The organism is Rathayibacter sp. AY2B7 (genome assembly GCF_002931635.1).
Classification (GTDB): Bacteria; Actinomycetota; Actinomycetes; order Actinomycetales; family Microbacteriaceae; genus Rathayibacter.
Genome location: NZ_PSUC01000049.1, coordinates 1 through 24006 on the forward strand (window position 1 = coordinate 1; position 24006 = coordinate 24006).

The following is a 24006-nucleotide window of genomic DNA, read 5'->3' on the forward strand; positions in this document are numbered from 1 at the left end:
CCGCGAGGCGAGTGCCCGCGAGACGGGTGCCGGTGGGACGACTGCCCGCGAGTCGAAGATGCTCTTCAGGCGGCCGCCGCTGAGCTGCTGGAGCAGCCACTCGCTGCTGCCGACGGGACGCTCCGGCTCGGGTCGCTCCGGCTCGGCACGCTCCGGCTCGGAGGTCTCCGATCCGGCAGGCTCGGACCCGCGGCGCTCCGGCTCCGGGTGCTCGCCGCCTCCCGGGCCCCCGCCGCGTCCCCCCTCGTCGACCATCAGCTCAGGCCGAGGTCGGCCAGACCGATCGCGGCGAAGTACGGGTAGCCGGCGTCCTCGATGATCTCGCGGGCCCCGGTCGCGCGATCGACGACGACGGCGACTCCTGCGATCTCGGCGCCGACCTCGAGCAGGGCCTCGATCGCCTTCAGCGGCGAGCCGCCGGTGGTGGACGTGTCCTCGACGACGACGACGCGCTTGCCCTGGAGGTCGGGGCCCTCGACCTGCCGGCCGCGGCCGTGGTCCTTGGGCTCCTTGCGCACGACGAACGCGTCGTAGGCGAGACCGCGGGCGGCGCCCTGGTGGAGGATCGCGGCGGCGATCGGGTCGGCGCCCATGGTGAGGCCTCCGACGGCGTCGACGCGCTCGATCGGCGCGATGAGGTCGAGCATGACCTGCCCGATCAGCGGCGCGACGCGGTGGTCGAGGCTCACGCGGCGCAGGTCGACGTAGTACGACGCCTTCTTGCCGCTCGTGAGGGTGAAGTCCCCGTGGAAGACGGCGTCGGAGCCGATGTACTCGATGAGCTGCTGGCGTGCGTCGGTCACGCGCCTACTCTACGGGGCGACCCCTCCCCCGCTCGGGAGCGCGCCCGCTGCGGCGTGCTCGCCCGCCTCGTCGCCTCCTCCGCGGAACTGGGTCATGTACAGCTCGTAGTAGGCACCGCGCTGCTTCAGGAGCGCATCGTGCGCGCCCTGCTCGACGATCCGGCCCGACTCCATCACCAGGATGGTGTCGGCATCGCGGATCGTGGAGAGCCGGTGCGCGATGACGAACGAGGTCCGGTCGGTGCGGAGCGCGTTCATCGCGTGCTGCACGAGCAGCTCCGTGCGGGTGTCGACCGAGGAGGTGGCCTCGTCGAGGATCAGCAGCGACGGGTTCGCGAGGAACGCGCGCGCGATCGTGATCAGCTGCCGCTCGCCCGCCGAGACGCTGCCCCCGTCGGCGTCCAGCACCGTGTCGTAGCCGTCGGGCAGCTGGCGCACGAAGCGGTCGACCATGGTGGCCTTCGCCGCGTCGACGATCTCCTCGTCGGTCGCGTCCAACCGCCCGTAGCGGATGTTCTCGCGGATGGTGCCCTGGAAGAGCCACGCGTCCTGCAGCACCATGCCCACGCGCGAGCGCAGATCGCCGCGCGCGAGGCTCGTGATGTCGACACCGTCGAGCAGGATGCGCCCTCCGGTGAGCTCGTAGAAGCGCATGACCAGGTTGACCAGCGTGGTCTTGCCCGCCCCGGTCGGACCGACGATGGCGACCGTCTGCCCGGGCTGCGCCGAGAAGGTCAGGTCCTCGATCAGCGGCTGCTCCGGGTCGTACGAGAACGAGACGCTCTCGAACTCCACGTGGCCGTCGGTGCGCTGCGGGAGCGACGCGGTCGCCGTCTCCGGCTCCTGCTCCTCGGCGTCGAGCAGCTCGAACGTGCGCTCGGCCGAGGCGACGCCGGACTGCAGCATGTTCGCCATGCTCGCCAGCTGGGTCACCGGCTGCGTGAACTCGCGCGAGTACTGGATGAACGCGGTCGCGTCGCCGAGCGTCAGCTGACCGGAGGCGACCCGCAGGCCGCCGACCACGGCGATGAGCACGTAGGAGAGGTAGGAGACGAAGGTCATCGCGGGCATGATCATGCCCGAGACGAACTGGGCGCCGAACGAGGCGGTGTAGAGGCTGTCGTTGCGGCGGTCGAACTCCTCGAGCATCTCGCGGTCGCGGCCGAAGGCGCGGACGATCTCGAGCCCGGAGAAGGTCTCCTCGATGTGGCCGTTGAGCGCGCCCGTGTTCTTCCACTGGGCGGCGAAGAGCTTCTGGGAGCGGGCGCCGATCACGCCCGCGATCACGCCCGAGAGCGGGATCGAGATCAGCGCGATCAGCGCGAGCTGCCACGAGACGATGAACATCATCGCGGCGATGCCGATGATGGTGAGCACCGACTGCACCAGCTGCGAGAAGGCCTGCTGCAACGCCGTCTGGATGTTGTCGACGTCGTTCGTGACGCGCGACATCACGTCGCCGCGCTGCCGGGTGTCGAAGAAGCGCAGCGGGAGGCGGTTGAGCTTCGCCTCGATGTCCTGGCGGAGGTCGAAGACAACCCGCATCACGAGGCCGTTGAGGATGTAGCCCTGCGCCCACATGAGCACCGACGCGACGACGTACATCAGCAGCACGATGATGATCAGGCGGCCGAGGACCACGAAGTCGATGCCCGCGCCGGGCACGATGTCGGTCTTGGCCAGCATGTCGGCGAAGGTGCCGTTGCCCGAGGCGCGCTGCTGCTCGATGATCTGCTCGAGCGGGACGCCGGCGGGGAGCTGGGAGCCGATCACGCCGTTGAAGATCGTGTCCATCGCCTGCCCGAGGATCTTGGGCGCGATGACGGTGAGGACGACCGACAGCGAGACCAGGGCGACCACGAGGACCATCAGGGCGCGCTCGGGGCCGAGCAGCGAGAAGAGGCGCTTGGCCGAGGGCCAGAAGTTCTGCGCCTTGCGGGCGGGCGGCCCGTCCCCGAACATGCCGCCGTCGCCCTCGCCGGGCTCGAACTCGGGCTCAGGGGACGTCGTCTCCTCGGGGGCGGTGGTGTCGCGTGTGCGCGCCATCTCAGGACACTCCTTCGACGCTCAGCTGGGATTCGACGATCTCGCGGTAGGTCGCGTTCGTCTCGAGGAGCTCGTCGTGCGTGCCGCGGCCGACGACGCGGCCCGCGTCGAGCACGACGATCTGGTCGGCGTGGCGGATGGTCGACACCCGCTGGGCCACGATGATCACGGTCGCGTCGGTGGTGGCGTCGGCCAGCGACTCCCGCAGCCGCGCATCGGTCGCGACGTCGAGCGCCGAGAACGAGTCGTCGAACAGGTAGACCCGCGGCTTCGCGACGAGGGCGCGCGCGATGCAGAGCCGCTGGCGCTGCCCGCCGGAGACGTTGGTGCCGCCCTGCGAGACCGGCTCGTCGAGCCCGTGCTCCTTGCTCCGCACGAAGTCCTCGCCCTGGGCGATGCGCAGCGCCTCCCACAGCTCGGCGTCCGTCGCGTCGGGGCGGCCGAAGCGCAGGTTCGAGGCGATCGTCCCCGAGAAGAGGTAGGGGCGCTGGGGCACGAGCCCGATCACCTCGGCGAGCTGCGCCCGGTCGAGGGAGGAGACGGGCACGCCGTCGATCGTGACGGTGCCCTCCTGCGGGTCGAACAGGCGCGGCACGAGGCCGAGCAGGGTCGTCTTGCCGGCGCCGGTGGAGCCGACGACGGCCGTGGTGCGGCCCGGCTCCGCGACGATGTCGATGCCCGAGAGCACGGGGCGCTCGGCGCCCGGGTAGCCGAAGACGACCCCGGAGAACTCGACGCGGCCGCGCGCGGGCGTCGGGACTCCGCCCTCGGGCGTGGTGAGGCTGGTGCGGGCGTCGAGCACCTGCTGGATCCGCTCGGCGCAGACGACCGCGCGCGGGATCATCATCACCATGAAGACGCCCATCATCACGGCGGTGAGGATCTGGAGGAGGTACTGCAGGAACGCGGTGAGCGAGCCCACCTGCATCTGACCGGCGTCGACCCGCTGCCCGCCGAACCACAGCACGGCCGCGGTGGCCAGGTGCAGGATCATCATGATCGCGGGGAACATCAGCACGAAGATGTTGCCGACCTTGATCGACACCTCGGTGATCGCCGCGTTGGCCTTGCGGTACCGCTCGGACTCGAACGGCTCGCGCACGAAGGCGCGCACCACGCGGATGCCCGTGATCTGCTCGCGCAGCACGCTGTTGATCCCGTCGATCCGGTCCTGCATGAGGCGGAACAGCGGCAGCAGCAGGAACACCAGGAAGCCGACCACGACGAACAGCAGCGGCACCGACACCCAGACCAGCCAGGAGAGGCCGGCGTCCTCACGCAGGGCGAAGACGATGCCGCCGACGCACATGATCGGCGCGGAGACCATGAAGTTGAGGGTCATCAGCACGAGCATCTGCACCTGCTGCACGTCGTTCGTGCCGCGGGTGATCAGGGTGGCCGTGCCGAAGCCGCCGACCTCGAGCCCGCTGAGCGAGTCGACGCGGCGGTAGACGTCGCGGCGCAGGTCGCGGCCGACGGACATGGCGGTGCGGGCGCCGAAGTAGACGGCTCCGATCGCCGCGGCGACCTGCACGACGCAGACGCCGAGCATGGTCATGCCGGTGCCCCAGATGAAGTCGGTGTCGCCGCGGCCGATGCCCTGGTCGATGATCTCGGCGTTGAGGCTCGGCAGGTAGAGCGCGGCGAGCGTCGCGACGAGCTGCAGCACGACGACGGCGGCCACCCAGCGCGCGTAGGGCTTCGCGTAGGCGGAGGCGAGGCGGAGCAGGATCATGGGTCCTCCTGAGGGGCGGAGCAGGAGCGGGAGGGGTGGGGACCGGGCTGGGGAGCGCGGAGCGCCGAGGAGCCCGTCGGGCCCGCACGGCGCGGGCGGCGGCGGCGTCCGGACGGCACGACGAACGGCCGGTCGGGACGGCGCTAGACAACCATCGACCACCGACACCGGTTCCGCAATCCGCCGAGGGGATGACTCCCCCGGCCCGCGGCCGCCGGGACGCGCGGAGGACGCGCAGGAGACGTGTCGGCGGCGGCTCCTACACTTCCAGGATGCGCATCGCCACCTGGAACGTGAACTCCATCCGGGCCCGCACCGGCCGCGTCGTCGACTGGCTCGTGCGCGAGGACGTGGACGTCCTCGCCATGCAGGAGCTCAAGTGCAAGCCCGAGCAGTTCCCGCACGAGGCCTTCGCCGACGCCGGCTACCACGTCGAGATGGTCGGGCTCAGCCAGTGGAACGGCGTCGGCATCGCCTCGCGCCTGCCGATGGAGGACGTGCAGATCGGCTTCCCGGGCATGCCCGGCTTCGCGAAGGAGGCGGCGGCCGACGGCTCCTACCCGCTCGAGGCCCGCGCGATCGGCGCCACGGTCGACGGCGTGCGCGTCTGGAGCCTCTACGTCCCGAACGGCCGCGCGGTCGACGACCCGCACTACCTCTACAAGCTCGAGTGGCTCGCAGCTCTCGAGGCGAGCACCCGCGAGTGGCTGGCCGCCGAGCCCGACCTGCCGCTCGCCCTGGTCGGCGACTGGAACGTCGCGCCGCTCGACAGCGACGTGGGCGACCCGAGCCTCGGCCCCGGATCGACGCACGTCTCGATCCCCGAGCGCGCCGCCTTCGCCGCCTTCGAGGACGCGGGCCTGCGCGACGTCGTCCGCCCGCTCGTGCCCGAGGGCTACACCTACTGGGACTACAAGCAGCTCCGCTTCCCGCGCAACGAGGGGCTGCGGATCGACTTCGTGCTCGGCTCCCCCGCGTTCGGCGAGCTCGTCACCGGCGCCTCGATCCACCGGGACGAGCGCAAGGGCGACGCCCCGAGCGACCACGTCCCGGTCGTGGTCGACCTCGACCTGGAGACGACCCTCGACGACGACCGCCCGATGATCTTCTGAGCATGGCCTCGTCGAAGAAGAAGCGCGCGCGGGCCCAGGCCGCCTCGGCCGGCGCCTCCCGCCCCGCCGCCCGACCCACGACGGCACGCCCTGCGACCGCCCGCCCCGGAGCCGCGCACGACGAGTTCCGGTCCGACGCCTACCGCTCGGTGGGCGAGATCATCGCCGCCGGGAAGCCGCGCCGGCGCCGCTGGGACCTCGTGCTCTCGATCCTCGGCTGCCTCGCCCTCGGCCTGCTCACGATCGTGCTCGGCTACCTCGCCGCGATCCTCTCGGTCTTCCCCGCGCAGTGCGAGGGCCAGAACTTCGCCTGCGACTTCGACCGGATCGACTGGGGCGTCTCGATCGCGCTGATCGGGCCGCCCGCGCTGACGCTGATCGCCGTGGCCGTGACGGTCGTGCGCTACCTCGTGGGCCGTCGCGCGTTCCTCGTGCCGGTCATCGGGTTCGTGCTCTGCATCGCCACCGCGTTCCTCGCCTCCTCGCTCGTGACGAGCTCGATCCCCGGGTCGGCGCTGGTCTAGCACCGACCCGGGGGCGCGTCAGCGGTCGGGCGGGCGGCGCTGGTCCAGCACCGACCCGGGGCGCCGACCGCCGGCGAGGTCAGCCGCAGGCGGGCTCGTCGTTCAGCGTCACCGCGGTGGGGTTGATCATCGGGGTCACCCGCACGGTCTGGTCGCCGAAGCCGGAGGCGTCGCCGGCGCTGAACTGCACGTCGAACGTCTCGGACTGGCCGGGCGAGAGCTGCACGGCGACCTTCGAGACGGGACGGCCGAGGTCGTCGAGGCTCTCGGGTCCGTAGCCGGTGCCGTCGGCCCAGGCCGCGCTCGACACCGTGGTCCCGGGAGGGCCGTAGACGTAGATGTTGGTGACGAAGTCGCCCAGGGGGTACGCACCGCGCCCGCCGGCCGCGGCGACGTAGCCGGGCAGCGTCCGAGCGACCGCCTTCGAGATCGTGTTGGTCACGGTGACGGAGGTGGTGAAGACCGCGCCGGAGGCGGCGCACCGGCCCGCGCTCGACTGCGTGACCGCCGTGCTCAGGTAGTAGTCCATCTTCGAGCCGCCCGAGGCGTCCTGGAAGAACACTCCGGTGGTCGTGCCGTCGGTCGTCGTCTGCGGCAGGACCCCCGCGATCGGCGTGGGCGCGAGGAGCGCCTGCTCGTCGGCGTCGGAGCTGTAGGCGAGGATGCGGCTCTCGTCGACCGCCTTCACGATCGCCGGGAGCATCTTCGTCGGCTCCATCTCGCCGCCGAGGATCTTGCCCAGGATCGTCGCGCTCGCCTCCGAGAAGAACTCGTCGGTGCGCTCGGCCACGACCGACTCCGGGTAGCGGAAGTAGACCTCGTTGAGCAGGGTCGAGACGGTGTTCTCGCTCGTGAGGACCGTGCCGTCGGTGAGGGTCACCGGCCCGGTCGAGCCGAGGAGGTAGGAGAGGGCGACGGGGTCGATCGCGAGGACGCCGTCGATCCTCTGCTCGGGGAACTTCTGCGCCCAGAACTGCGAGGCGATCGAGGCGGCCGTCGGGAAGTCGGGGCGGCTGGTCGAGACGTTGAAGGTCGTCGCCATGTTCTCACCGATGGTGTCGAGCGCGCTCTGGTCGACGGTGACGGGAGCCAGACCGCGGAAGTCGCCGCTGCCCAGCTGACGGCCGATCGAGATCGCGCCGCCGTCGACGTCGAGCTGCATCACCGACGACGCGCCGCCGCCCAGAGCCTGCGACTCCGCCAGGTTCTGGAACATCACCAGGTAGTGGCGCGGACCGGACGCTCCGAGGGAGTCGGGGAGGATCGCGGTGAGCGGCTCGACCTGCTCCATCGCCGCGGTCGCGGTGGCCAGCTGCGGAGTGAAGGAGTCGAGCGCGGAGGCGACCTGCGGCACCAGCGGGCCGCGGTCGATGCCCTCGACGCGGGTCTGCGCCGCGTCGACGACCTCCTTGGCGACGGTGATCTTCTGCGACAGCTCGGTGATCGCCGCGAGGTCGACCCTGCCGTCGACGGGCTTGAGGATGTCGAGCGAGGTCGTGGAGAGCGGCGTGACGATCCGGCCGGAGACGTCGTCGGCGATCTCGGTCGCGGCGCGGACCGCGGACAGGTTCGGCCCGAGGACGGGCACCACCTCCATCACCCGCCACACCGGGTCCTCGGTCTCGTCGCGCGCCTCGCCGGTGAGGGTCGCGATCCGGCCCGCGGTCTCCTCCGCACCGGAGGTGTCGAACGTCGTCAGCCTGTCCGTCACCTGCGATACCAGCGGGATCGCCTCGGTCAGCTTGTCGCGGACGGTCATCGCCTTGTCGTAGGTGCGCACGCCGAGGAGCACCGCGACGACGGCGCCGATCAGCAGGACCAGGAGGACGATCAGCGTGATCCAGAGGCCGCGACGGCGGCGCGGCCTGCCGCGGGCGGATCGGTCGGCGGACGTGGTGGTGCTCATTCGAGAGAGCCTAAGCGACGGTCGGCGGAGTGCGACCGGGCCCGCGCCACCGGCCCCGTCCCAGGACGAGGGACACGCGACGCGGATGCGCGGGCCGTCCGGCGCCTCCGCCGGGACCGAGCGGGAGGCGGGGATGCTGCTCCGCTCAGCCCAGCAGGAGGGACACCCCGATGAGCACGGGCACCGCGGCGACCGTGGTCACGAGGGCCGTGTCGCGGGCGACGGCGACGCCCCGGTCGTAGCGCGAGGCGAAGGTGAAGATGTTCTGCGCGGTCGGCAGCGCGGCGGTCACCGTCACCACGAAGAGGTGCTCGGAGTCGAGGTGAAACGCGAAGCGCCCCAGCAGCAGCGCGACCGCCGGCATCACCAGCGACTTGAGGACGGAGGCGACCACCACCTCGACCCGCGCCGGCCCCGCCTCCAGCGGCCGCTGCCCGCGCAGCGACATGCCGAAGGCGATCAGCACCAGCGGGATCGACGCGTTGCCGATGATCGAGAACGGCTGCAGCACGGGCGCGGGCAGCTCCACGCCGGTGAGGGCGACGACGAGGCCGAGGGCGGAGGCGATGATCATCGGGTTCCGCAGCGGCTGCGTGAGGATCGCACCGACCGAGGTCCGCCCGCTCGTCGAGACGTCGAGCAGCGTCAAGATCGTCGGTGCGAGGACGATCAGCTGCAGAAGGAGCGTCGGGGCCACCCACTGCGGATCGCCCAGCACGTAGATGGCGACCGGCAGTCCGATGTTGTTGGCGTTGACGTAGGAGGAGGCCGCGGTCCCGATCACCGTCTCCGGCAGCGGGCGGGGGAAGAGCAGCCGCGAGGCCAGCACGTAGAGCAGGGCGACGGTCAGCACCGTCAGGAGCGAGACGAGCAGGAACGAGGAGAAGAGGACGGAGACGTCGGCCCGCGACAGCACGGTGAACAGCAGCGCCGGCGTCGTGACGAAGAAGGCGATCCGCGACAGGATCAGCCGGCTCTCGGGCGGGACGATCCGGAACCGCGCGATCAGGTAGCCGACCGCGATGACGACCCCGATGATCGAGAAGCCGGTGAGCACGCCCTCCACGCCGCCGCCTCCCCGCCGCGGCCCGTCCGCTGTCGCGCCTCCACCCTAGGCAGTGGCCGGGCGTTGCAGCGCCGGCGCGACGCGCTTACGGTGTGCGGCATGCCGCATCTCGAGGTCCCCGGCGCGAGCCTCCACTGGGAGGCGGACGGCCACGCCTCCGCGCCCGCCCTGCTGCTCGTGCACGCGGGCATCGCCGACCTGCGGATGTGGGATCCGCTCGTCCCCGACCTCTCCCGCGACCGGCTGGTGGTCCGCTACGACGTCCGCGGCGCGGGCGGAACGAGCACGGAGGACGTGGAGTACGACCCGCGCCGGGACGCCCTGGACGTGCTCGACCACCTCGGCGTCGAGCGCGCGGTGGTCGTCGGCTGCTCGCGGGGCGGAACGCTCGCGCTCGACCTGGCGCTCGAGCATCCGGAGCGGGTGACCGGCCTGGTCGTGATCGCCCCGGGCCTGGCGGGCTTCGACTACCCCGCGCTGACGGCGGAGGAGGAGCGCCGCTTCGGGGAAATCGAGGCGCTGGAGCTCGCGGGCGAGCGGGAGGCCGCGGCGATCGTCGAGGCGGAGCTCTGGGCCGTGGGTCCCGACCGCTCCGCGGACGACGTGGCTCCGGAGTTCCTCGCGCGGGTCCGGGAGCTCGCGCTCACGGGCGTCGGCCATGAGGCGGAGGCCCCCCGCCCGGTGGATCCCTCCGGGCCGGCGGGCGAGCGGCTCGGGGAGATCGCCGTGCCGACCCTCGTCGTGGCGGGCGCGCACGACCTCTCGGAGTCGCTGCCGGTCTGCGAGCACCTCGCCGCCGAGGTGGGCGGTGCCGAGCTGCACGTGCTCGAGGACGCGGCGCACCTGCCCAGCCTCGAGCACCCGGAGGAGTTCCTCGCGGTGCTGCGGCCGTGGCTGGAGCGCCACGGGATCTGATCAGGCCACGGCGGCCAGGTCGAACGCCCAGTCCACGTAGAGCTCCGGCGGCTCGCCCTGCTCGACGAGGTCGATCCGGTCGAAGCCGGCCTCGACGCAGGTCGCGCCGGCGTCCAGGTCGCTCTCCGCCACGAAGGCGTGCACGAAGCGGGGCACGGGGAACGCCGCCGCCTCCTCGAGCAGCATCCGCACGGCGTCCGCGGTGATGCCGCGGGCGTGCGGAGCGATGCTCCACGCCGCCTCGTAGGCGACGACGCCGCGCGAGCAGCCGTACCAATAGCCGATGGAGCCGACGGAGAGTCCGTCCAGCTCGACCACGTAGAAGAACGCGTCGCCGTCCGCCCAACCGCGCAGGTAGCGGTCGTGGCGCACGAGGATCTCGCTCTCGCTCTCGAGTCCGCCGCCCGCGTGCGCGAGGGTGTCGCGCAGGACGGAGGCGTCCGCCTGCGGCCAGGGGAGCAGGCGGAGGTTCTCGGGGCGGTGGTCGATGCTGGCTGTTCTCTGGTCGCTTCCGGGTTCGGGTCCCGTCACGCGCTCCGATCCTCTCTCTCAGGATGGCTCGCCGATCGAGCGCGCCGCCAGGGTGTTCGGCGCGCCTGTCCGATCGGATGTCTCCGCACTCGGGATGCGGACACGGTGTGGCCCCATCTTCGACCCGATCAGGGGAGGGAAACGGAAGCGGTGAGGAATCTAGCCCCGGACGGGGGGTGGCACCTGCACAACACCTGGGCAACCGCTGACCGCGGGGCCTCCGAGGGGCGGCGGAGACGTGCGCCCGCCCCCGCGAGATCGCCGCTTCGCTCCGCCGAGACGCAAGAAAAGCGCGCGCACGAGCCCATACGCTCGGAGTCGGAGCGCGTTCCGCTCCTGCAGCCCCGTATCACCAGCGTGAGGAGGATCACCATGTCGCAAGCCGTGCAGAGCACCGTCGTCGGAGAACCCGAGGTCGTCGAGGACCGCGTGGAGGACTCCGCCGCCTGGCTCGACCTGAAGGCGGCCGCCGCCGCCCTGCAGCCGCTCCAGTCCCAGGACGGCTCGCTCGCCGAGCCTGAGCGGCTCGAGGAGGCGCGCACCCTCGTCGAGCGGATCGTCGCCGGCGTCCGCACCCTCGCCCCCGCGTTCCCGCACGACGCCGCGTACCTCGACGCGCTGGTCGTCGACCTCGAGCGCTGGAGCGCCGGCGCCCTCGGCCTGCCCGACTTCCTCGACTCGCTCACGGCGTTCCAGCCGCAGCTCGAGCGCGTCGACGGCCGCCGCCACCTCGTCGTCTTCCCCATGTACACCCAGAACGGCAGCCGCGACCGCCACGTCGAGGCCGTCCTCGTCGAGGTCGTCTGGCCGCGGTTCGTCGCCGAGCTGGAGGCGGGCGACTACTCCAACGCCCTCTTCGTGCCCGTGCGCTTCGTCGACTTCACCGCCGGCTACGACACCGACAGCGCCGTGCTGTTCCCCGAGACGGTCGCGATGCGCTCCGTCCCGTCCTTCACCTGGGGCGCGATCTTCGCCGACCGCGAGGCGGCCCGGTTCCGCCGCGTCGTCACGGAGGCGGCCCGGATCACCCGTCTCGAGCTCCCGGAGGACGCGCAGCGCCTGCTGGCCGACCAGCGCCTGGCGGAGGAGTCCTTCGTGATGTGGGACCTCATCCACGACCGCACCCACATGCGCGGCGACCTGCCGTTCGACCCGTTCATGATCAAGCAGCGGATGCCCTTCTTCCTCTACTCGCTGGAGGAGCTGCGGTGCGACCTCACCGCCTTCCGCGAGGCCGTCGCCATCGAGCGCCGCCTCGGCGCGCTGGACCGCCGTGACGACGAGGAGGAGGCGCTGGCCGAGCGCTCGCGCTTCGTGCAGTACGCGATCCTGTTCGACCGGCTCTTCCGCTTCCCGCTCACCGGGTCGCGGGTGCGCAACTACGACGGCCTCGGCGGCCAGCTGCTCTTCGCCTGGCTGCACCAGCACGGCGTCCTGCACTGGACCGACACCCGGCTGGCGTTCGAGTGGGACGGCGTCGCCGACGTGGTCGTCGCCCTCTCGGACGCGATCGACGAGCTCTACTGGCGCTCGATCGACCGGCCGAAGACGGCGCACTGGCTGGCCGCGCACGAGCTGATCGCGGCCACTCTCACTCCGCACCCCGCCTCCGCCTGGGCCCGCGGGCTCCCGGACGAGGTGCTGCTCGGCGCCCCGCGCGGGCTCACCGACGCGGTGCTGGACGACGAGTTCCCGCTGTCGATGTTCTACGAGGCCCTCGGGAAGAAGATGGGCGACGTCATCGCCTCGACCCGGGGCATCACCGGCCGGGACTGACGTCGCGCCCGGGACGCGGCGAGGTGCGCTCCTCCGCCTCCCGGGCCCCGTCCGACCGGCGTCGGTTAGCGTGGGGCGCATGCCCTCAGGTGACGGAGCCGCGGACCCGCTCGACGCGGGCTGGATCCGGCGAGCGCCGAGCCGGGCCGGATACGTGCGCGACGCGGTCACCGCGGGGATCCTGCTGGTGGCGACGGTCGTCTCCGTCGCGCTGTACTCCTCGGCGGGCTTCCCGGACGCGGCGCACCCCGTCGTCAGCGCCCACTGGGCCGTCCTGATGACCCTTCCCCTCGCGCTGCGCCGCCGGTTCCCCGCGAGCGTGGCGGCCGGGCTCTCCGTCGTCTACGCGCTCGGGATCGTGCTCCAGGTGCCGGAGTCGCTCTTCGGCCAGATCTGCCTGTTCCTCGCGCTCTACACGGTCGGCGCGTGGGGCCGGAACCGGCGCACGGCGCTCGTCGTCCGAGTGGCGATCGCGGTCGGGATGCTGGGCTGGCTGCTCACCACCCTCGCCACGGGCGAGTACTTCGGCAGCTCCGTGCCGGTCGACGACTCCCCCGGCCTGCTCTCGCCCTACGCGGCGGAGTCGGCCCTCGCGGTCGTGTCGAACCTGCTCTACTTCGGCAGCGCCTACGTCTTCGGCGAGGCGTCGTGGCAGTCGGCCCGCCGGCTGGAGGCGCTCGAGACGCGCACGGCCGAGCTCGACGACGAGCGGGAGCGCTCCTCGCGGCAGGCCGTGTCCTCCGAGCGGCTGCGGATCGCGCGCGAGCTGCACGACGTGGTCGCGCACCACGTCAGCGTGATGGGCGTGCAGGCGGGAGCGGCGCGGCGGGTGCTGGCGCGGGATCCGGAGCGGGCGGCGGCCTCGCTCAGCGCCATCGAGGGCGACGCGCGCTCGGCGATCGAGGAGCTGCACCGCATCCTGGTCGCGCTGCGCGCCGAGGACGCGGTGCCGAATCCGCTCACCGACGCCGCGTCCACCCGCGGGGTGGCCCAGCTCGAGGAGCTGGTCGCGGCGTCCAGCGGGTCGGGCCTGCCCACCGTCTTCCTCACCCTCGGCACGCCCCGCGAGATCCCCGCGACGGTGGGGCTCAGCCTCTACCGCATCGCGCAGGAGTCGCTCACGAACGTCCGCAAGCACGCGGGGCGCGGCGCGCACGCCGAGGTGCGCCTCCGCTACGCCCCCGACGCGGTCGAGCTCGAGATCGCCGACGACGGCGGGTCCGGCCCGCACCCGAGCGCTCCCGCCTCCTGCGGACTGGGGCACACCGGCATGAGCGAGCGCGCGGCCGCGGTCGGCGGCTGGATCGAGATGGGGCCGAGGGGCGGAGGGTACCTCGTGCACGCCCGGGTGCCGCTGTCCCCCGTCCGGGCGAGCGTGCCGGACGCCGACGACCCGGTACCGTCGTCGGAGACGTCGCGGGGGCGTCAGGAGCGAGCGAGCGGGGGCCGCCCATGACCGAGCACGTGCGCGTGCTGCTCGTCGACGACCAGGAGCTCGTCCGCGTGGGCTTCCGCATCATCCTCGAGTCGGAGCCGGGGATCGAGGTGGTCGGCGAGGCCCGCACCGGGCTCGAGGCCCTGCAGCGCGCCTCCGAGCTGCGCCCCGACGTGATCTGCATGGACGTGCAGATGCCCGGCCTCGACGGCCTGGCCGCGACCCGCGAGATCGTGGCCGACCCGCGCCTGTGCTCGCGGGTGCTCATCCTCACCACCTTCGACCGCGACGACTACCTCTTCGAGGCGCTCTCGGCCGGCGCCAGCGGGTTCCTGCTCAAGAACGCGTCGCCGGAGGAGCTGGTCGAGGCCGTGCAGGTGGTCGCCCGCGGCGACGCGATGCTCGCCCCCGACGTCACCCGGCGCGTGATCGAGCGGTTCGCGTCCGTGCCCGAGCACACGCCGGCCGCGGCCGAGCACTCCGGAGTGGCCGACCTGACGGACCGCGAGCGGGAGGTGCTCGTGCACCTGGCGCGGGGCTGGTCGAACGCCGAGATCGCGGCCGAGCTGTTCGTGGGCGAGGCGACCGTGAAGACGCACGTCTCGAAGATCCTGATGAAGCTCGGCGTGCGCGACCGGATCCAGGCGGTCGTGTTCGCCTACGAGCACGGGATCGCGGTGCCGGGGCGCCCCTGAGCGGTGGGCCGGGCGGTCGGCACCGGGGTGGACGGCTCGGAGGTGCTCGACGCCGCGGCGGTCAGCGCCGGGGCTGGCTCGAGGCCGGGCGTGGCGGAGTGCGGCGGACGAACTCCATCCGGATCTCCGGCACGATCTTCCGATCGAGCACGACCGTCATGTAGCGGCCGTCGACGCGGGCGCCGATCGCGACCACGTCCGGATCGGTGTCCACGCGGTAGCCGCGCAGCGCCTCCCCGTCCACGATCACCGGGACGCCCCGCACGACGTCCTCGTCGCGGAGCGCGGCGGCGACCACCGGCATCCCGCCGCGGCGGCTGCGCACGCGGCCCGGGAAGGTGTTGCGGAGCACGTCGCCCATGTGGGCCGCGAGGCGGGACTCCAGGGGCCGGCTGCGCTCGGCGGGGATCGGCACGGAGGTGCGGACCGCCTCCCAGAGCACCGGGTACCGCATCCGCGTCACCTGGTCGACCATCCACGGCGGCAGGTGGTCGTTCTCGGCGCGCTCGATCGCGCGCTTCTGCTCGGGGGTCAGCGGGACGTGGTTGACGGGGTCGGCGCGGTTGCGCGGGTTCTTGTAGAACGAGTACGAGAGCGAGATCTCGACGAAGCGGCCGAGCGCCATCGTCTGCGCCGCGGCGAACTCCTCCAGCCTCGGCTGGGGCGCGAACGCGAGGACGGGATCGCCGAAGCGAGCCGCGATCTCGTCCACCCCGGGAGGGGCGGGCATGTCGCGGACAGCTCCCGTCGTGTCCATGCGCATACGTCAAGAGTGGCCTGCCTCCCAGCCGATACCAACTTCTTGACGGAGATCGGCTTTCGGGTCGTCGTCCGTTCACCTGCCCGAAACATGCGGGAGGCAGGAGGGGTGTCTCGGAGGGCGCCTCCGGGGCTCCTCCGGGCGGCGGGCTGCGAAGATGGAGGGATGAGCGCTCTGCACGATCCCGACGTCCGCGGCTTCGCCTCCGACAACTACTCCGGAGTGCACGACGAGGTCCTCGCCGCGATCGCCGCGGCCAACGGAGCGCACCAGATCGCCTACGGCGAGGACGTCTACACCGAGCGCCTGCAGGAGGCGTTCCGCCGCGAGTTCGGCGAGCAGGCCCAGGCCTTCCCCGTCTTCAACGGCACGGGCGCCAACGTCACCGGCCTGCAGTCGATGCTGCCGCGGTGGGGCGCCGTCGTCTCGGCGGGCACCGCGCACATCACCTCCGACGAGGGCGGAGCGCCCGAGAAGGTCGGCGGGATCAAGATCCTCACGGTCCCCACGCCCGACGGCAAGCTGACCCCGGCGCTGGTCGACCAGGAGGCGTGGGGCTTCGGCGACGAGCACCGCGCCCAGCCGCTCGTGGTCTCGATCACCCAGTCCTCCGAGCTCGGCACCGTCTACACCCCCGAGGAGGTGCGCGCGCTCGCCGACCACGCGCACGGCCTCGGCATGCGGCTGCACATGGACGGGGCGCGCATCGCGAACGGCGCGGCCGCCCTCGGCCTTCCCCTGCGCTCCTTCACGACAGACGCGGGCGTCGACGTGCTCTCGTTCGGCGGCACCAAGAACGGCATCCTGCTCGGCGAGGCGATCGTCGTGCTCGACCCGGCGGCCTCGACCGGGCTGACCTTCCTCCGCAAGACCAACATGCAGCTCTCCTCCAAGATGCGCTTCATCTCGGCGCAGCTGCTCGCCCTGCTCGGCGACGGCGGCGAGGAGGAGCCCCTGTGGCTCCGCTCGGCCCGGCACGCGAACGCCATGGCGGCGCGCCTGCGCTCGGGGCTCGAGGAGGCGATCGCCGCCGGACGGATCACCGGGCTCGAGTTCACTCAGCAGACCCAGGCCAACGCGGTGTTCGCGACGCTGCCGCCCGGAGTCGCGGACCGGCTCCGCGCCGCCTACCGCTTCTACGACTGGAACCCGGCGACCGGCGAGGTCCGCTGGGTCTGCTCCTTCGACACCACGGAGGACGACATCGACGCGTTCACGGCCGCGATCGAGCGCGAGCTGGCCGCGTGAGGGCCCGCCTCCCGCGCCTGGCGACGGTCGGCGCCGCGCTCGCCGTGCTCGTCGCGCTGACGGGCTGCACGACGGCCGAGCGCTCGGACGTCGCGGCCACCCCGTCGGCGTCCGAGACCGCCGCTCCGACTCCCTCCGCGACTCCGACGCCCTCGCCCACGGCCTCGACCCGCCTGGGCTGCGACTCCCTCCTCCCCGCCACGCGGGCGGCCTCGGCGCTGGGGGTCTCCCGCAGCGCTCTCGAGGGCAGCCGCGAGGTGACGACGCGCTCCTCGGGCGAGCTGATCCGCGAGGCCGCGGAGGAGAACGGCGGAGCGCTCCGCTGCGCCTGGTACGACGAGGACGCCTCGATCACCGCGGCGGCGGTCGACGACGCCGCCGAGGCCTTCGCCGGCCGTCCGGGCCCGCGCCTCGAAACCGGCGTCGAGGCCTACGGCTCCTGCACCGACGGCAGCTGCGACCTGGACCTGCTCGCCGGCTCCACCTGGGTGACGCTGCAGCTGCGCGGCGCCCCCGGGGCGGTCGACCTCGCCGCGCTGGCGACCGGCACCGCCTCCGCCGCGCTCGGCAGCCTCGACGAGCCGGTCACCGCGACGGCGCCCGTCTGCACCGAGGTCCTGACGGCCGAGCAGCTGTCCGGTGCCGCCGGTCTCGCGCAGGCGACCGCGGGGACGGGGACCGGGACGCCGACCACCGCGTCGGCTGCTGCCGCCGCCCGGGCCGGGTACGCCTCCTGCAGCTGGAGCGACGCCTCCAGCGCCACCTACTCGGGCGTGACGGTCGACGCGCTCCCGAACGGCGACGACGGCTGGCGGAACCTCTCGCTGACCTCGGGCCTGGCGATCCCGCTCGAGCCGCTCGACGGCTTCGGCGAGAAGGCCCTCACCGGCTGCGCGGCGGACGTCTGCGAGATCGACGCGCTCGCCGACGACGTGTGGTGGCGCGTGACCGTCACCGGCGACGCGGCGAAGGCCGAGGCCGTCGCCCGCGCCGTGCTCGCGAACGCCTGACCCGGGCGCCCCGCTCCTCCTCCGCGAGCGGGTCAGCGCCAGTACTCGTACCAGGACGACTCGCGGCAGCCGAGGGACGCGTAGAGGCGGCGGGCGCCGGCGTTCTCGGCGAGCACCTGGAGCCAGAAGCGCGCGACGCCCCGGCCGGACGCGTCCTCGAGGAGGGCGCGGATCACGGCGGAGGCGAGCCCGCGGCGCCGGGCGTCCGGCCGGGTCGCCAGGGCGAAGAGGCCGCCCCAGAGCTCGCCGTCCGGCGCCGTGACGACCGCGAGGCGGCCGGTCGCGGCCGGGCCGTCCCCGTCGACGGCGAGAGCGTAGGAGGAGGGGCAGCCCGCGAGGATGCGCTCGGCGACCGCGCGCTCCTCCGCTCCACCGCGACCGTCCACCGACCACCAGAGGGCGAGCCAGTCCTCGTCGGGAGCCGGGGCGAGGCGGACACGAGGCCGCTGCGCGGACCCCGACGGCGCGGACCTCGACGGCGTGGGCAGGGCGGCGAGCGCCTCCTGCACCGAACCCGTCAGCACGAGCGTCCGGTCGATCGGCGCGGCGCCCCGCTCGGCGAGCAGCCCGGTCAGACCGGCGGGGCTCGGCGGCCCGATCTGCACGAGGGGCGCGATCCCGTGCTCGCGGGCGAACGCCTCCGCCGCGTCGAGCGCCGCCTCCTGGTCGACGACGTCGCCGGACGCGAGCACCGAGTTCGCGCGCTTGGTGACTCCTGCGGAGGCGCGCAGCTCCCACGCGCCGAGGGGGCGCCGCACGAGCGCGGGCCAGGCGTCGGCGGCGAGGCGGTCGAGCAGGCGCGGATCCATCGGGCCACGGTAGCGGGAGCGGCGCCGGAGCCCTGTGGACGCCCCCGGAAACGGCTCCGGCCCGCCGGATCCGCCGCGGACGAGCCGAGCGGGATCCTGCGGGCCGGAGGCCGTGGAGGGACGAGCCCTACATGTTGATCATGTGCCCCTTGAGGCCGTGGAAGCCCTCCTGCAGCGCCTCCGACAGCGTCGGGTGGGTGTGCACGTTGCGGGCCAGCTCGGTCGCCGTGAGGTCCCACTTCTGGGCGAGCGTGAGCTCGGGGAGCAGCTCCGAGACGTCCGGGCCGATCATGTGGGCACCGAGGAGCTCGCCGTACTTCTTGCTCGCGATGAGCTTCACGAAGCCGGTGGGCTCGCCGAGGCCGTGGGCCTTGCCGTTCGCCATGAAGGGGAAGGTCGAGACGGTGATCTCGTGTCCCTCGTCCGTCGCCTGCTTCTCGGTGAGGCCGAAGGAGGCGATCTGCGGCTGGCAGAACGTCGCGCGCGGCATCATCCGGTAGTCGCCCAGGGTCTGGGTCTCGGCACCGGCGAGGGTCTCGGCGGCGACCACGCCCTGCGCCTCCGCGACGTGCGCGAGCTGCAGCTTCGCGGTGACGTCGCCGATGGCGTAGATGTGCGCCACGTTGGTGCGCATGTGGTCGTCGATCGCGATCGCGCCGCGCTCGGTGAGCTCGACGCCCGTCTTCTCGAGGCCGAAGCCCTCGGTGCGGGGGACCCAGCCGATCGACATGAGCACCTTGTCGACCTCGAGGGTCGACTGCGTGCCGTCCTTCGCGGTGTAGGTGACCGTGACGTAGCCGTCCTTGTCGACGACCGACTCGACCTTGGTCGAGGTCAGGATCTCGACGCCGAGCTTCTTGTACTGCTTCTGGATCTCCTTGGAGACGTCCGGGTCCTCGTTGGGGAGGGCGCGGTCCATGAACTCGATGATCGTCACGTCGACGCCGTAGTTCTTGAGGACGTAGGCGAACTCCATGCCGATCGCGCCCGCGCCCACGATGGCCATCGTGTCGGGGAGCTCGCGGGTCATGATCTGGGTCTCGTAGGTGACGACGTTCTCGGAGAGCTCGACGCCGGGGAGGAGGCGGACGCTCGCACCGGTCGCGATGATCGCGTCGTCGAAGGTCAGCGACTCCGTGCCGCCCTTGCTCAGCTGCACGTCGAGGCCCTGCGGGCCGGTGAAGGAGCCGACGCCGTCGAACTCGGCGATCTTGTTCTTCTTCATCAGGAAGTGGACGCCCTTGGTGCGGCCGTCCGCGACCGAGCGGCTGCGGTCGAACGCCGCGCCGAAGTCGAACGAGACGTCGCCCGAGATGCCGAACTGCTTCGCCTGGGTGTGGAAGAGGTGGGCGAGCTCCGCGTTGCGCAGCAGCGCCTTGGACGGGATGCAGCCGACGTTGAGGCAGACACCGCCCCAGTACTGCTTCTCGACGACGGCGACGGACTTGCCGAGCTGGGCGGCGCGGATCGCGGCCACGTATCCGCCGGGGCCTGCCCCCAGGACGACGACGTCGAAGTGCTGGGCCATGGATGATCCTCCAGAGTCGTGGATGGTGGTGCGCGGGGTGACCACGCCGTCTCCCACCGTACCGTTCCGGGGCTCGGAGGCGGCCCGCTCCTCCGTGGGCGAACGCGCGCGCGGGCGCCTGCCGTGCGCGCGCGGGAATGCCCGCGGGGCGGGGACGGTTGGGCTCCTCGGGCGACGGAGCCCCTCCCCCCAGTCCCCCGCACGGAAGAAGCCCCGCGATGTCCGCCACCGCCTCCCGCACCGCCAGCACCAGCGCCCCGATCCTCGACGTCCTCGCGGAGCGCTGGAGCCCCCGCTCCTACGACGCGACCGCGACGGTCTCCGACGAGACCCTCGCGTCCCTCCTCGAGGCCGCGCGCTGGTCTCCGTCCGCGAGCAACTCGCAGCCGTGGCGCTTCATCGTCGCCCGCCGCGGAACCGACGAGTTCGACCGCATCGTCGCGACGCTCGCCGGCTTCAACGGCGCCTGGGCCGGCTCCGCCGCCGTCCTGGTCGTCGCGCTCGCCGAGACCGTCGACTCCGAGGGGAAGCCGCGCCCCTGGGCCGTCTACGACCTCGGCCAGTCGATCGCCCACCTCAGCGTGCAGGCGCACCACGAGGGACTGCACGTACACCAGATGGCCGGCTTCGACAAGGACGCCGTCCGCGCCGCGTTCGGCGTCGACGAGCGCTTCGACCCGGTGACGATCGCCGCGGTGGGAGTCGCGGCCGACGCCGACGCGCTGGCGAACGAGACCCTCCGCGAGCGCGAGACCGCGCCGCGCACCCGCCTGCCCCTCGAGGAGCTCGTGCTCGTCCAGGCGTAGCCCTCCCACGGAAGGCCTCCTCCGTCCGCGGACCGGGGAGGCCTTCCGCGTCCCACCCCTGTGTTACTCCCCGTGTCGGTCCCCGCTGTGCCGCCGGGAGCCTCTCCGTACGATCGGACGATCCGCCCGTCCGTTCCGCTGCCCGGAGAGACATGCCCGCCACCCCCGCCGCCCGCACGAGCCTGGCCTTCGACGCCGAGCTCGGCCAGTCGGCGTTCCCCGTGCGCTTCGAGGGGGTCGGCCGCACCTTCGCGCCCGGGGCCCCCGTGCTGACGGACGTGACGCTCGAGGCCGCCGCGGGCGAGGTCATCGCGATCCTCGGCCCGAGCGGCTGCGGCAAGTCCACGCTGCTGCGCATCGCGGCGGGCCTGGACACCGCCTCCGAGGGGTCCGTCCTCATCGACGGCGCCCCCGTCTCCGGCATCGACCCGCGCTGCGCGGTGGCGTTCCAGGAGCCGCGGCTGCTGCCCTGGAGGAGCATCGCCGACAACGTCGCGCTCGGCCTGCCGCGCGGCACCCCGCGCCCGGCCGCCCGCGCCGCCGTCGACGAGCTGCTCTCGCTGGTCGGCCTCACCGCGCACGCCCGCTCGCGGCCCCGCGAGGTGTCCGGAGGGATGGCCCAGCGCGCCTCCCTCGCCCGCGCCCTCGCCCGGAACCCCGGCGTGCTCCTCCTGGACGAGCCCTTCGGGGCGCTCGACGCGCTGACCCGCCTGCGGATGCAGGACCTGCTGCTCGACGTGCACGCGGCGGCTCCGGCGACGATCCTGCTCGTCACCCACGACGTCGACGAGGCCCTCCAGCTGGCCGACCGCATCGTGCTCCTCGGGCGCGACGAGCCCGGAGGCGTCTCGCGCATCCAGCGGATCGTCACCGTCCCCGGCGCGCGGCCCCGCGACCGCGGCTCGGCGGAGCTCGCCGAGCACCGGGCCGAGCTCCTCGCGGGGCTGGGCATCGAGCGGCACTGACCCCGGGCGGATCGACCCGCGTCCCTCCACCCGGGCGGCACGGTCCGGGCGGCACGGTCCGGGCGGCACGACCTCCCTCCCCAGCCGCGTCCTCCTCCCGCTCTCCACCGCACGAGCGTCTCCCCGCACCGCCCCTCCCCCGCAGCGTCCACACTCGCTGTCACCGCATCCCCGAAGCCGAGGCCCCCATGTCGTTCACCAGCTCCCCGCTCACCCGCCGCACCGCTCTCGCCGGTCTGCTCACCGCCGCCGCCGTCCCGCTCCTCGCGGGCTGCGTGCAGGGCGAGGGCGGAGGAGGAGCGGCGGCCGCGACCGCCGACGCCGCCTCCGGAGGAACCCGGGGCGGCACGCTCACGCTCGACTTCGCGACGTACAACCCGCTGAGCCTGGTCATCAAGGAGAAGGGCTGGCTCGAGGCCGCCCTCGCCGAGCAGCAGGTCACCGTCGCCTGGGTGCAGTCGGCCGGCTCCAACAAGGCCAACGAGGCCCTGCGCGCCGGAGCGATCGACGTCGGCTCCACCGCCGGCTCGGCCGCACTGCTCGCCCGCTCGAACGGCTCGCCGATCAGGACGATCGACATCTTCTCGCAGCCGGAGTGGTCGGCCCTCGTCGTCCCCGCCGGCTCGGCGATCACGTCGGTCGAGCAGCTCGAGGGCAAGCAGATCGCGGCCACCAAGGGCACCGACCCGTACTTCTTCCTGGTGCAGGCGCTCGAGGCCGCCGGCCTGGGCATCGGCGACGTGACGGTGCAGAACCTGCAGCACGCCGACGGCTGGGCGGCGCTGCAGAACGGCTCCGTGGACGCCTGGGCGGGCCTGGACCCGATCATGGCCGGCGCCGAGGCGGCCGGGGCGACCCTGCTCTACCGCAACGTCGACTTCAACTCCTACGGTCTGCTCAATGCGACCGAGAGCTTCCTCGCCGAGAAGCCGGACCTCGCGCAGACCGTCGTGAACGCGTACGAGCACGCCCGCGCCTGGGCGCTCGAGAACCAGGACGAGACGGCGAGCATCCTCGCCTCCGTCGCCGGCCTCGACGTGGCGGTGGCGACGACGGTCATCACCGAGCGCAGCAACCTCGACGTCGACAACGTCCCCGGCTCCGCGCAGACCGACGTGCTCGCCGTGATCGGCCCGATCTTCGTCGAGAACGGCGACGTCGCCTCGCAGCAGCAGGTCGACGACGCGCTCGACTCGCTGCTCGACGACACCTACGCCTCGGCGGCCGACCCGAGCGCCATCGGCGCCTGAGGGTCCGGCCCTCCGCCCCCACCCCGTGATCCGAGGAGACCGACGATGACGATCCGCGACGACGACACCGCGACCGACGCCGATGTGCTGCGCCGGAGCGCGCTGTCCGCGCCGATGCCGGGTGAGCCCGGACTCGCGACGGCGGGCCCGTCGGTCGCGGCCTCCCAGCGCCGCCTCCGCGAGGACCGCTCCCACCCGCTCACATCGCGACGGTGGTTCGTCGTCGCGGGAGGCGCGGTCCTGCCCGTGCTGCTGCTCGCCGCCTGGCAGATCGCGACGACGACCGGGATGGTCTCGGTGGCGGTCTTCCCCTCGCCCGCGATGGTCTGGGCGGCCGGCGTCGACCTCGCCCAGCGCGGCGACCTCGGCCAGGACGTCGCCATCTCGACGCAGCGCGTGCTCATCGGGTTCGCACTCGGCTCGGCGCTCGGCCTCGTGGTCGGCGCGCTCTTCGGGCTCTCCCGCGTCTGGGAGGTCGTCCTCGGGCCGACGCTCGGCGCGATCCGGGCGGTCCCGTCGCTGGCCTGGGTCCCGCTGCTGCTGCTCTGGATGGGCATCGGCGAGGAGTCGAAGATCACGCTGATCACGATCGGCGCGTTCTTCCCCGTCTTCACCACGGTGGCCACGGCGCTCGGCCACGTCGACCGGCACCTCGTCGAGGCGGGCCGCGCCTTCGGCCTCTCGGGCGTCCGGCTCTTCACGACGGTGCAGCTGCCCGCGGTGATCCCCTCCGTGATCTCCGGGCTGCGCCTCGCGCTCGCCCAGTCGTGGCTGTTCCTGGTCGCCTCCGAGCTCATCGCCTCCTCGATGGGCCTGGGCTTCCGCCTCATCGACAGCCAGAACAACGGCCGGATCGACCGGGTGTTCCTGGCGATCGTCCTGCTGGCCGTGCTGGGCAAGCTCACCGATGCCGTCGTCGGCGTGTTCCAGCGCTACGCCGTGAGGAAGTGGGCGTGAGCGCCGGGGAGGGAGCTCCGAGCGTGAGCGGGACGATCGCCAACCTGCTCGACGAGCACCGCCGGTTCCCCCCGCCCGCAGCCTTCGCCGCGCAGGCGAACGCGGGCGCGGAGGAGCACTCGCGCGCCG

At 72.9% G+C, this 24006-nt stretch carries 21 protein-coding genes and 1 pseudogene; 12 read left to right on the forward strand and 10 right to left on the reverse strand.

The features are described 5' to 3' along the window. The 4 genes and pseudogenes from C5C27_RS18370 to C5C27_RS09650 all read right to left on the reverse strand — a co-directional run. A pseudogene (locus C5C27_RS18370) lies at positions 1-255 on the reverse strand (hypothetical protein); the annotation flags it as partial. Next, positions 255-803 (reverse strand): orotate phosphoribosyltransferase, encoded by a 549-nt coding sequence (gene pyrE / locus C5C27_RS09640; protein WP_104314252.1) that lies wholly within the window; start codon positions 801-803, stop codon positions 255-257. The gene pyrE and the pseudogene C5C27_RS18370, both read right to left, overlap by 1 nt. Positions 804-812: 9 nt before the next feature. After that, a complete protein-coding gene (locus tag C5C27_RS09645) occupies positions 813-2849 on the reverse strand; it encodes an ABC transporter ATP-binding protein (RefSeq protein WP_104314253.1) in 2037 nt (678 codons plus the stop codon). A gap of 1 nt (position 2850) precedes the next feature. Beyond that, positions 2851-4584 (reverse strand): ABC transporter ATP-binding protein, encoded by a 1734-nt coding sequence (locus tag C5C27_RS09650; RefSeq protein ID WP_104239193.1) that lies wholly within the window; start codon positions 4582-4584, stop codon positions 2851-2853. Positions 4585-4856: 272 nt separating this feature from the next. Between C5C27_RS09650 and C5C27_RS09655 the strand changes: the two genes are divergently transcribed. Then, entirely contained in the window at positions 4857-5696 is an 840-nt protein-coding gene (locus tag C5C27_RS09655; protein WP_104295563.1) for an exodeoxyribonuclease III, read from the forward strand. A 2-nt stretch (positions 5697-5698) separates the two neighbouring features. After that, complete coding sequence (locus C5C27_RS09660; protein WP_104314254.1) at positions 5699-6220, forward strand: DUF6264 family protein; 522 nt, start codon at positions 5699-5701, stop codon at positions 6218-6220. Between the two features lie 79 nt (positions 6221-6299). Here the strand turns inward: C5C27_RS09660 and C5C27_RS09665 are convergent, their stop codons facing one another. After that, positions 6300-8126: a DUF4012 domain-containing protein gene (locus C5C27_RS09665; RefSeq protein ID WP_104239196.1), complete on the reverse strand. Its 1827-nt coding sequence runs from the start codon at positions 8124-8126 to the stop codon at positions 6300-6302. A 145-nt stretch (positions 8127-8271) separates the two neighbouring features. Continuing rightward, the gene (locus C5C27_RS09670) at positions 8272-9192 is read right to left on the reverse strand and encodes an AEC family transporter (protein ID WP_104222809.1); all 921 of its coding nucleotides are present in this window, start codon (positions 9190-9192) and stop codon (positions 8272-8274) included. 99 nt (positions 9193-9291) lie between these two features. Here C5C27_RS09670 and C5C27_RS09675 point away from each other — a divergent pair, with 99 nt between their 5' ends. After that, entirely contained in the window at positions 9292-10107 is an 816-nt protein-coding gene (locus tag C5C27_RS09675; RefSeq protein ID WP_104314255.1) for an alpha/beta fold hydrolase, read from the forward strand. Here C5C27_RS09675 and C5C27_RS09680 read toward each other — a convergent pair whose 3' ends face one another. After that, complete coding sequence (locus C5C27_RS09680) at positions 10108-10638, reverse strand: GNAT family N-acetyltransferase (protein WP_104314256.1); 531 nt, start codon at positions 10636-10638, stop codon at positions 10108-10110. Between the two features lie 372 nt (positions 10639-11010). On the opposite strand from C5C27_RS09680, the gene C5C27_RS09685 reads away from it, so the two are divergent. The 3 genes from C5C27_RS09685 to C5C27_RS09695 all read left to right on the forward strand — a co-directional run bounded on the left by C5C27_RS09685 (position 11011) and on the right by C5C27_RS09695 (position 14544). Beyond that, a complete protein-coding gene (locus C5C27_RS09685) occupies positions 11011-12414 on the forward strand; it encodes a DUF6421 family protein (RefSeq protein ID WP_104314257.1) in 1404 nt (467 codons plus the stop codon). A 79-nt stretch (positions 12415-12493) separates the two neighbouring features. Then, positions 12494-13870, forward strand: coding sequence for a sensor histidine kinase (locus tag C5C27_RS09690; RefSeq protein ID WP_104234378.1), 1377 nt, complete (start codon positions 12494-12496; stop codon positions 13868-13870). Further along, a complete protein-coding gene (locus C5C27_RS09695; protein ID WP_104250690.1) occupies positions 13867-14544 on the forward strand; it encodes a response regulator transcription factor in 678 nt (225 codons plus the stop codon). Before C5C27_RS09690 ends, C5C27_RS09695 begins: the two co-directional genes overlap by 4 nt. Positions 14545-14605: 61 nt before the next feature. Here the strand turns inward: C5C27_RS09695 and C5C27_RS09700 are convergent, their stop codons facing one another. Next, positions 14606-15301: a hypothetical protein gene (locus C5C27_RS09700; protein WP_104239200.1), complete on the reverse strand. Its 696-nt coding sequence runs from the start codon at positions 15299-15301 to the stop codon at positions 14606-14608. Between the two features lie 168 nt (positions 15302-15469). On the opposite strand from C5C27_RS09700, the gene C5C27_RS09705 reads away from it, so the two are divergent. Then, on the forward strand, positions 15470-16552 hold the full coding sequence (locus tag C5C27_RS09705) for a low specificity L-threonine aldolase (RefSeq protein ID WP_104314258.1): 1083 nt from the start codon (positions 15470-15472) through the stop codon (positions 16550-16552). Continuing rightward, a complete protein-coding gene (locus C5C27_RS09710; protein ID WP_104314259.1) occupies positions 16549-17562 on the forward strand; it encodes a hypothetical protein in 1014 nt (337 codons plus the stop codon). The genes C5C27_RS09705 and C5C27_RS09710 overlap by 4 nt, the downstream gene beginning before the upstream one ends. Positions 17563-17594: 32 nt before the next feature. On the opposite strand, the gene C5C27_RS09715 is transcribed toward C5C27_RS09710, so the two are convergent. Then, positions 17595-18371, reverse strand: a complete 777-nt coding sequence (locus C5C27_RS09715; protein WP_104314260.1) for a GNAT family N-acetyltransferase — start codon at positions 18369-18371, stop codon at positions 17595-17597. Between the two features lie 127 nt (positions 18372-18498). Then, positions 18499-19899 (reverse strand): dihydrolipoyl dehydrogenase, encoded by a 1401-nt coding sequence (gene lpdA / locus C5C27_RS09720; RefSeq protein ID WP_104314261.1) that lies wholly within the window; start codon positions 19897-19899, stop codon positions 18499-18501. A 218-nt stretch (positions 19900-20117) separates the two neighbouring features. Here lpdA and C5C27_RS09725 point away from each other — a divergent pair, with 218 nt between their 5' ends. The 4 genes from C5C27_RS09725 (at position 20118) to C5C27_RS09740 (ending at position 23877) form a co-directional block, all read left to right on the forward strand. Beyond that, complete coding sequence (locus tag C5C27_RS09725) at positions 20118-20705, forward strand: nitroreductase family protein (RefSeq protein WP_104239204.1); 588 nt, start codon at positions 20118-20120, stop codon at positions 20703-20705. 152 nt (positions 20706-20857) lie between these two features. Further along, positions 20858-21670, forward strand: coding sequence for an ABC transporter ATP-binding protein (locus tag C5C27_RS09730; RefSeq protein WP_104239205.1), 813 nt, complete (start codon positions 20858-20860; stop codon positions 21668-21670). 188 nt (positions 21671-21858) lie between these two features. Beyond that, complete coding sequence (locus C5C27_RS09735) at positions 21859-22920, forward strand: aliphatic sulfonate ABC transporter substrate-binding protein (RefSeq protein ID WP_104314262.1); 1062 nt, start codon at positions 21859-21861, stop codon at positions 22918-22920. Positions 22921-23034: 114 nt separating this feature from the next. Beyond that, on the forward strand, positions 23035-23877 hold the full coding sequence (locus tag C5C27_RS09740; RefSeq protein WP_104314263.1) for an ABC transporter permease: 843 nt from the start codon (positions 23035-23037) through the stop codon (positions 23875-23877). The last annotated feature ends 129 nt before the right edge of the window (positions 23878-24006 follow it).

Coding starts and splice junctions, on each gene's coding strand:
- C5C27_RS09645 (WP_104314253.1), bottom strand. CDS start 2,849: ATGGCGCGCACACGCGACACCACCGCCCCCGAGGAGACGACGTCCCCT.
- C5C27_RS09655 (WP_104295563.1), top strand. CDS start 4,857: ATGCGCATCGCCACCTGGAACGTGAACTCCATCCGGGCCCGCACCGGC.
- C5C27_RS09730 (WP_104239205.1), top strand. CDS start 20,858: ATGCCCGCCACCCCCGCCGCCCGCACGAGCCTGGCCTTCGACGCCGAG.
- C5C27_RS09690 (WP_104234378.1), top strand. CDS start 12,494: ATGCCCTCAGGTGACGGAGCCGCGGACCCGCTCGACGCGGGCTGGATC.
- lpdA (WP_104314261.1), bottom strand. CDS start 19,899: ATGGCCCAGCACTTCGACGTCGTCGTCCTGGGGGCAGGCCCCGGCGGA.
- C5C27_RS09695 (WP_104250690.1), top strand. CDS start 13,867: ATGACCGAGCACGTGCGCGTGCTGCTCGTCGACGACCAGGAGCTCGTC.
- C5C27_RS09725 (WP_104239204.1), top strand. CDS start 20,118: ATGTCCGCCACCGCCTCCCGCACCGCCAGCACCAGCGCCCCGATCCTC.
- C5C27_RS09705 (WP_104314258.1), top strand. CDS start 15,470: ATGAGCGCTCTGCACGATCCCGACGTCCGCGGCTTCGCCTCCGACAAC.
- C5C27_RS09675 (WP_104314255.1), top strand. CDS start 9,292: ATGCCGCATCTCGAGGTCCCCGGCGCGAGCCTCCACTGGGAGGCGGAC.
- C5C27_RS09685 (WP_104314257.1), top strand. CDS start 11,011: ATGTCGCAAGCCGTGCAGAGCACCGTCGTCGGAGAACCCGAGGTCGTC.
- C5C27_RS09660 (WP_104314254.1), top strand. CDS start 5,699: ATGGCCTCGTCGAAGAAGAAGCGCGCGCGGGCCCAGGCCGCCTCGGCC.
- C5C27_RS09700 (WP_104239200.1), bottom strand. CDS start 15,301: ATGGACACGACGGGAGCTGTCCGCGACATGCCCGCCCCTCCCGGGGTG.
- C5C27_RS09740 (WP_104314263.1), top strand. CDS start 23,035: ATGCCGGGTGAGCCCGGACTCGCGACGGCGGGCCCGTCGGTCGCGGCC.
- C5C27_RS09715 (WP_104314260.1), bottom strand. CDS start 18,371: ATGGATCCGCGCCTGCTCGACCGCCTCGCCGCCGACGCCTGGCCCGCG.
- C5C27_RS09665 (WP_104239196.1), bottom strand. CDS start 8,126: ATGAGCACCACCACGTCCGCCGACCGATCCGCCCGCGGCAGGCCGCGC.
- C5C27_RS09650 (WP_104239193.1), bottom strand. CDS start 4,584: ATGATCCTGCTCCGCCTCGCCTCCGCCTACGCGAAGCCCTACGCGCGC.
- C5C27_RS09735 (WP_104314262.1), top strand. CDS start 21,859: ATGTCGTTCACCAGCTCCCCGCTCACCCGCCGCACCGCTCTCGCCGGT.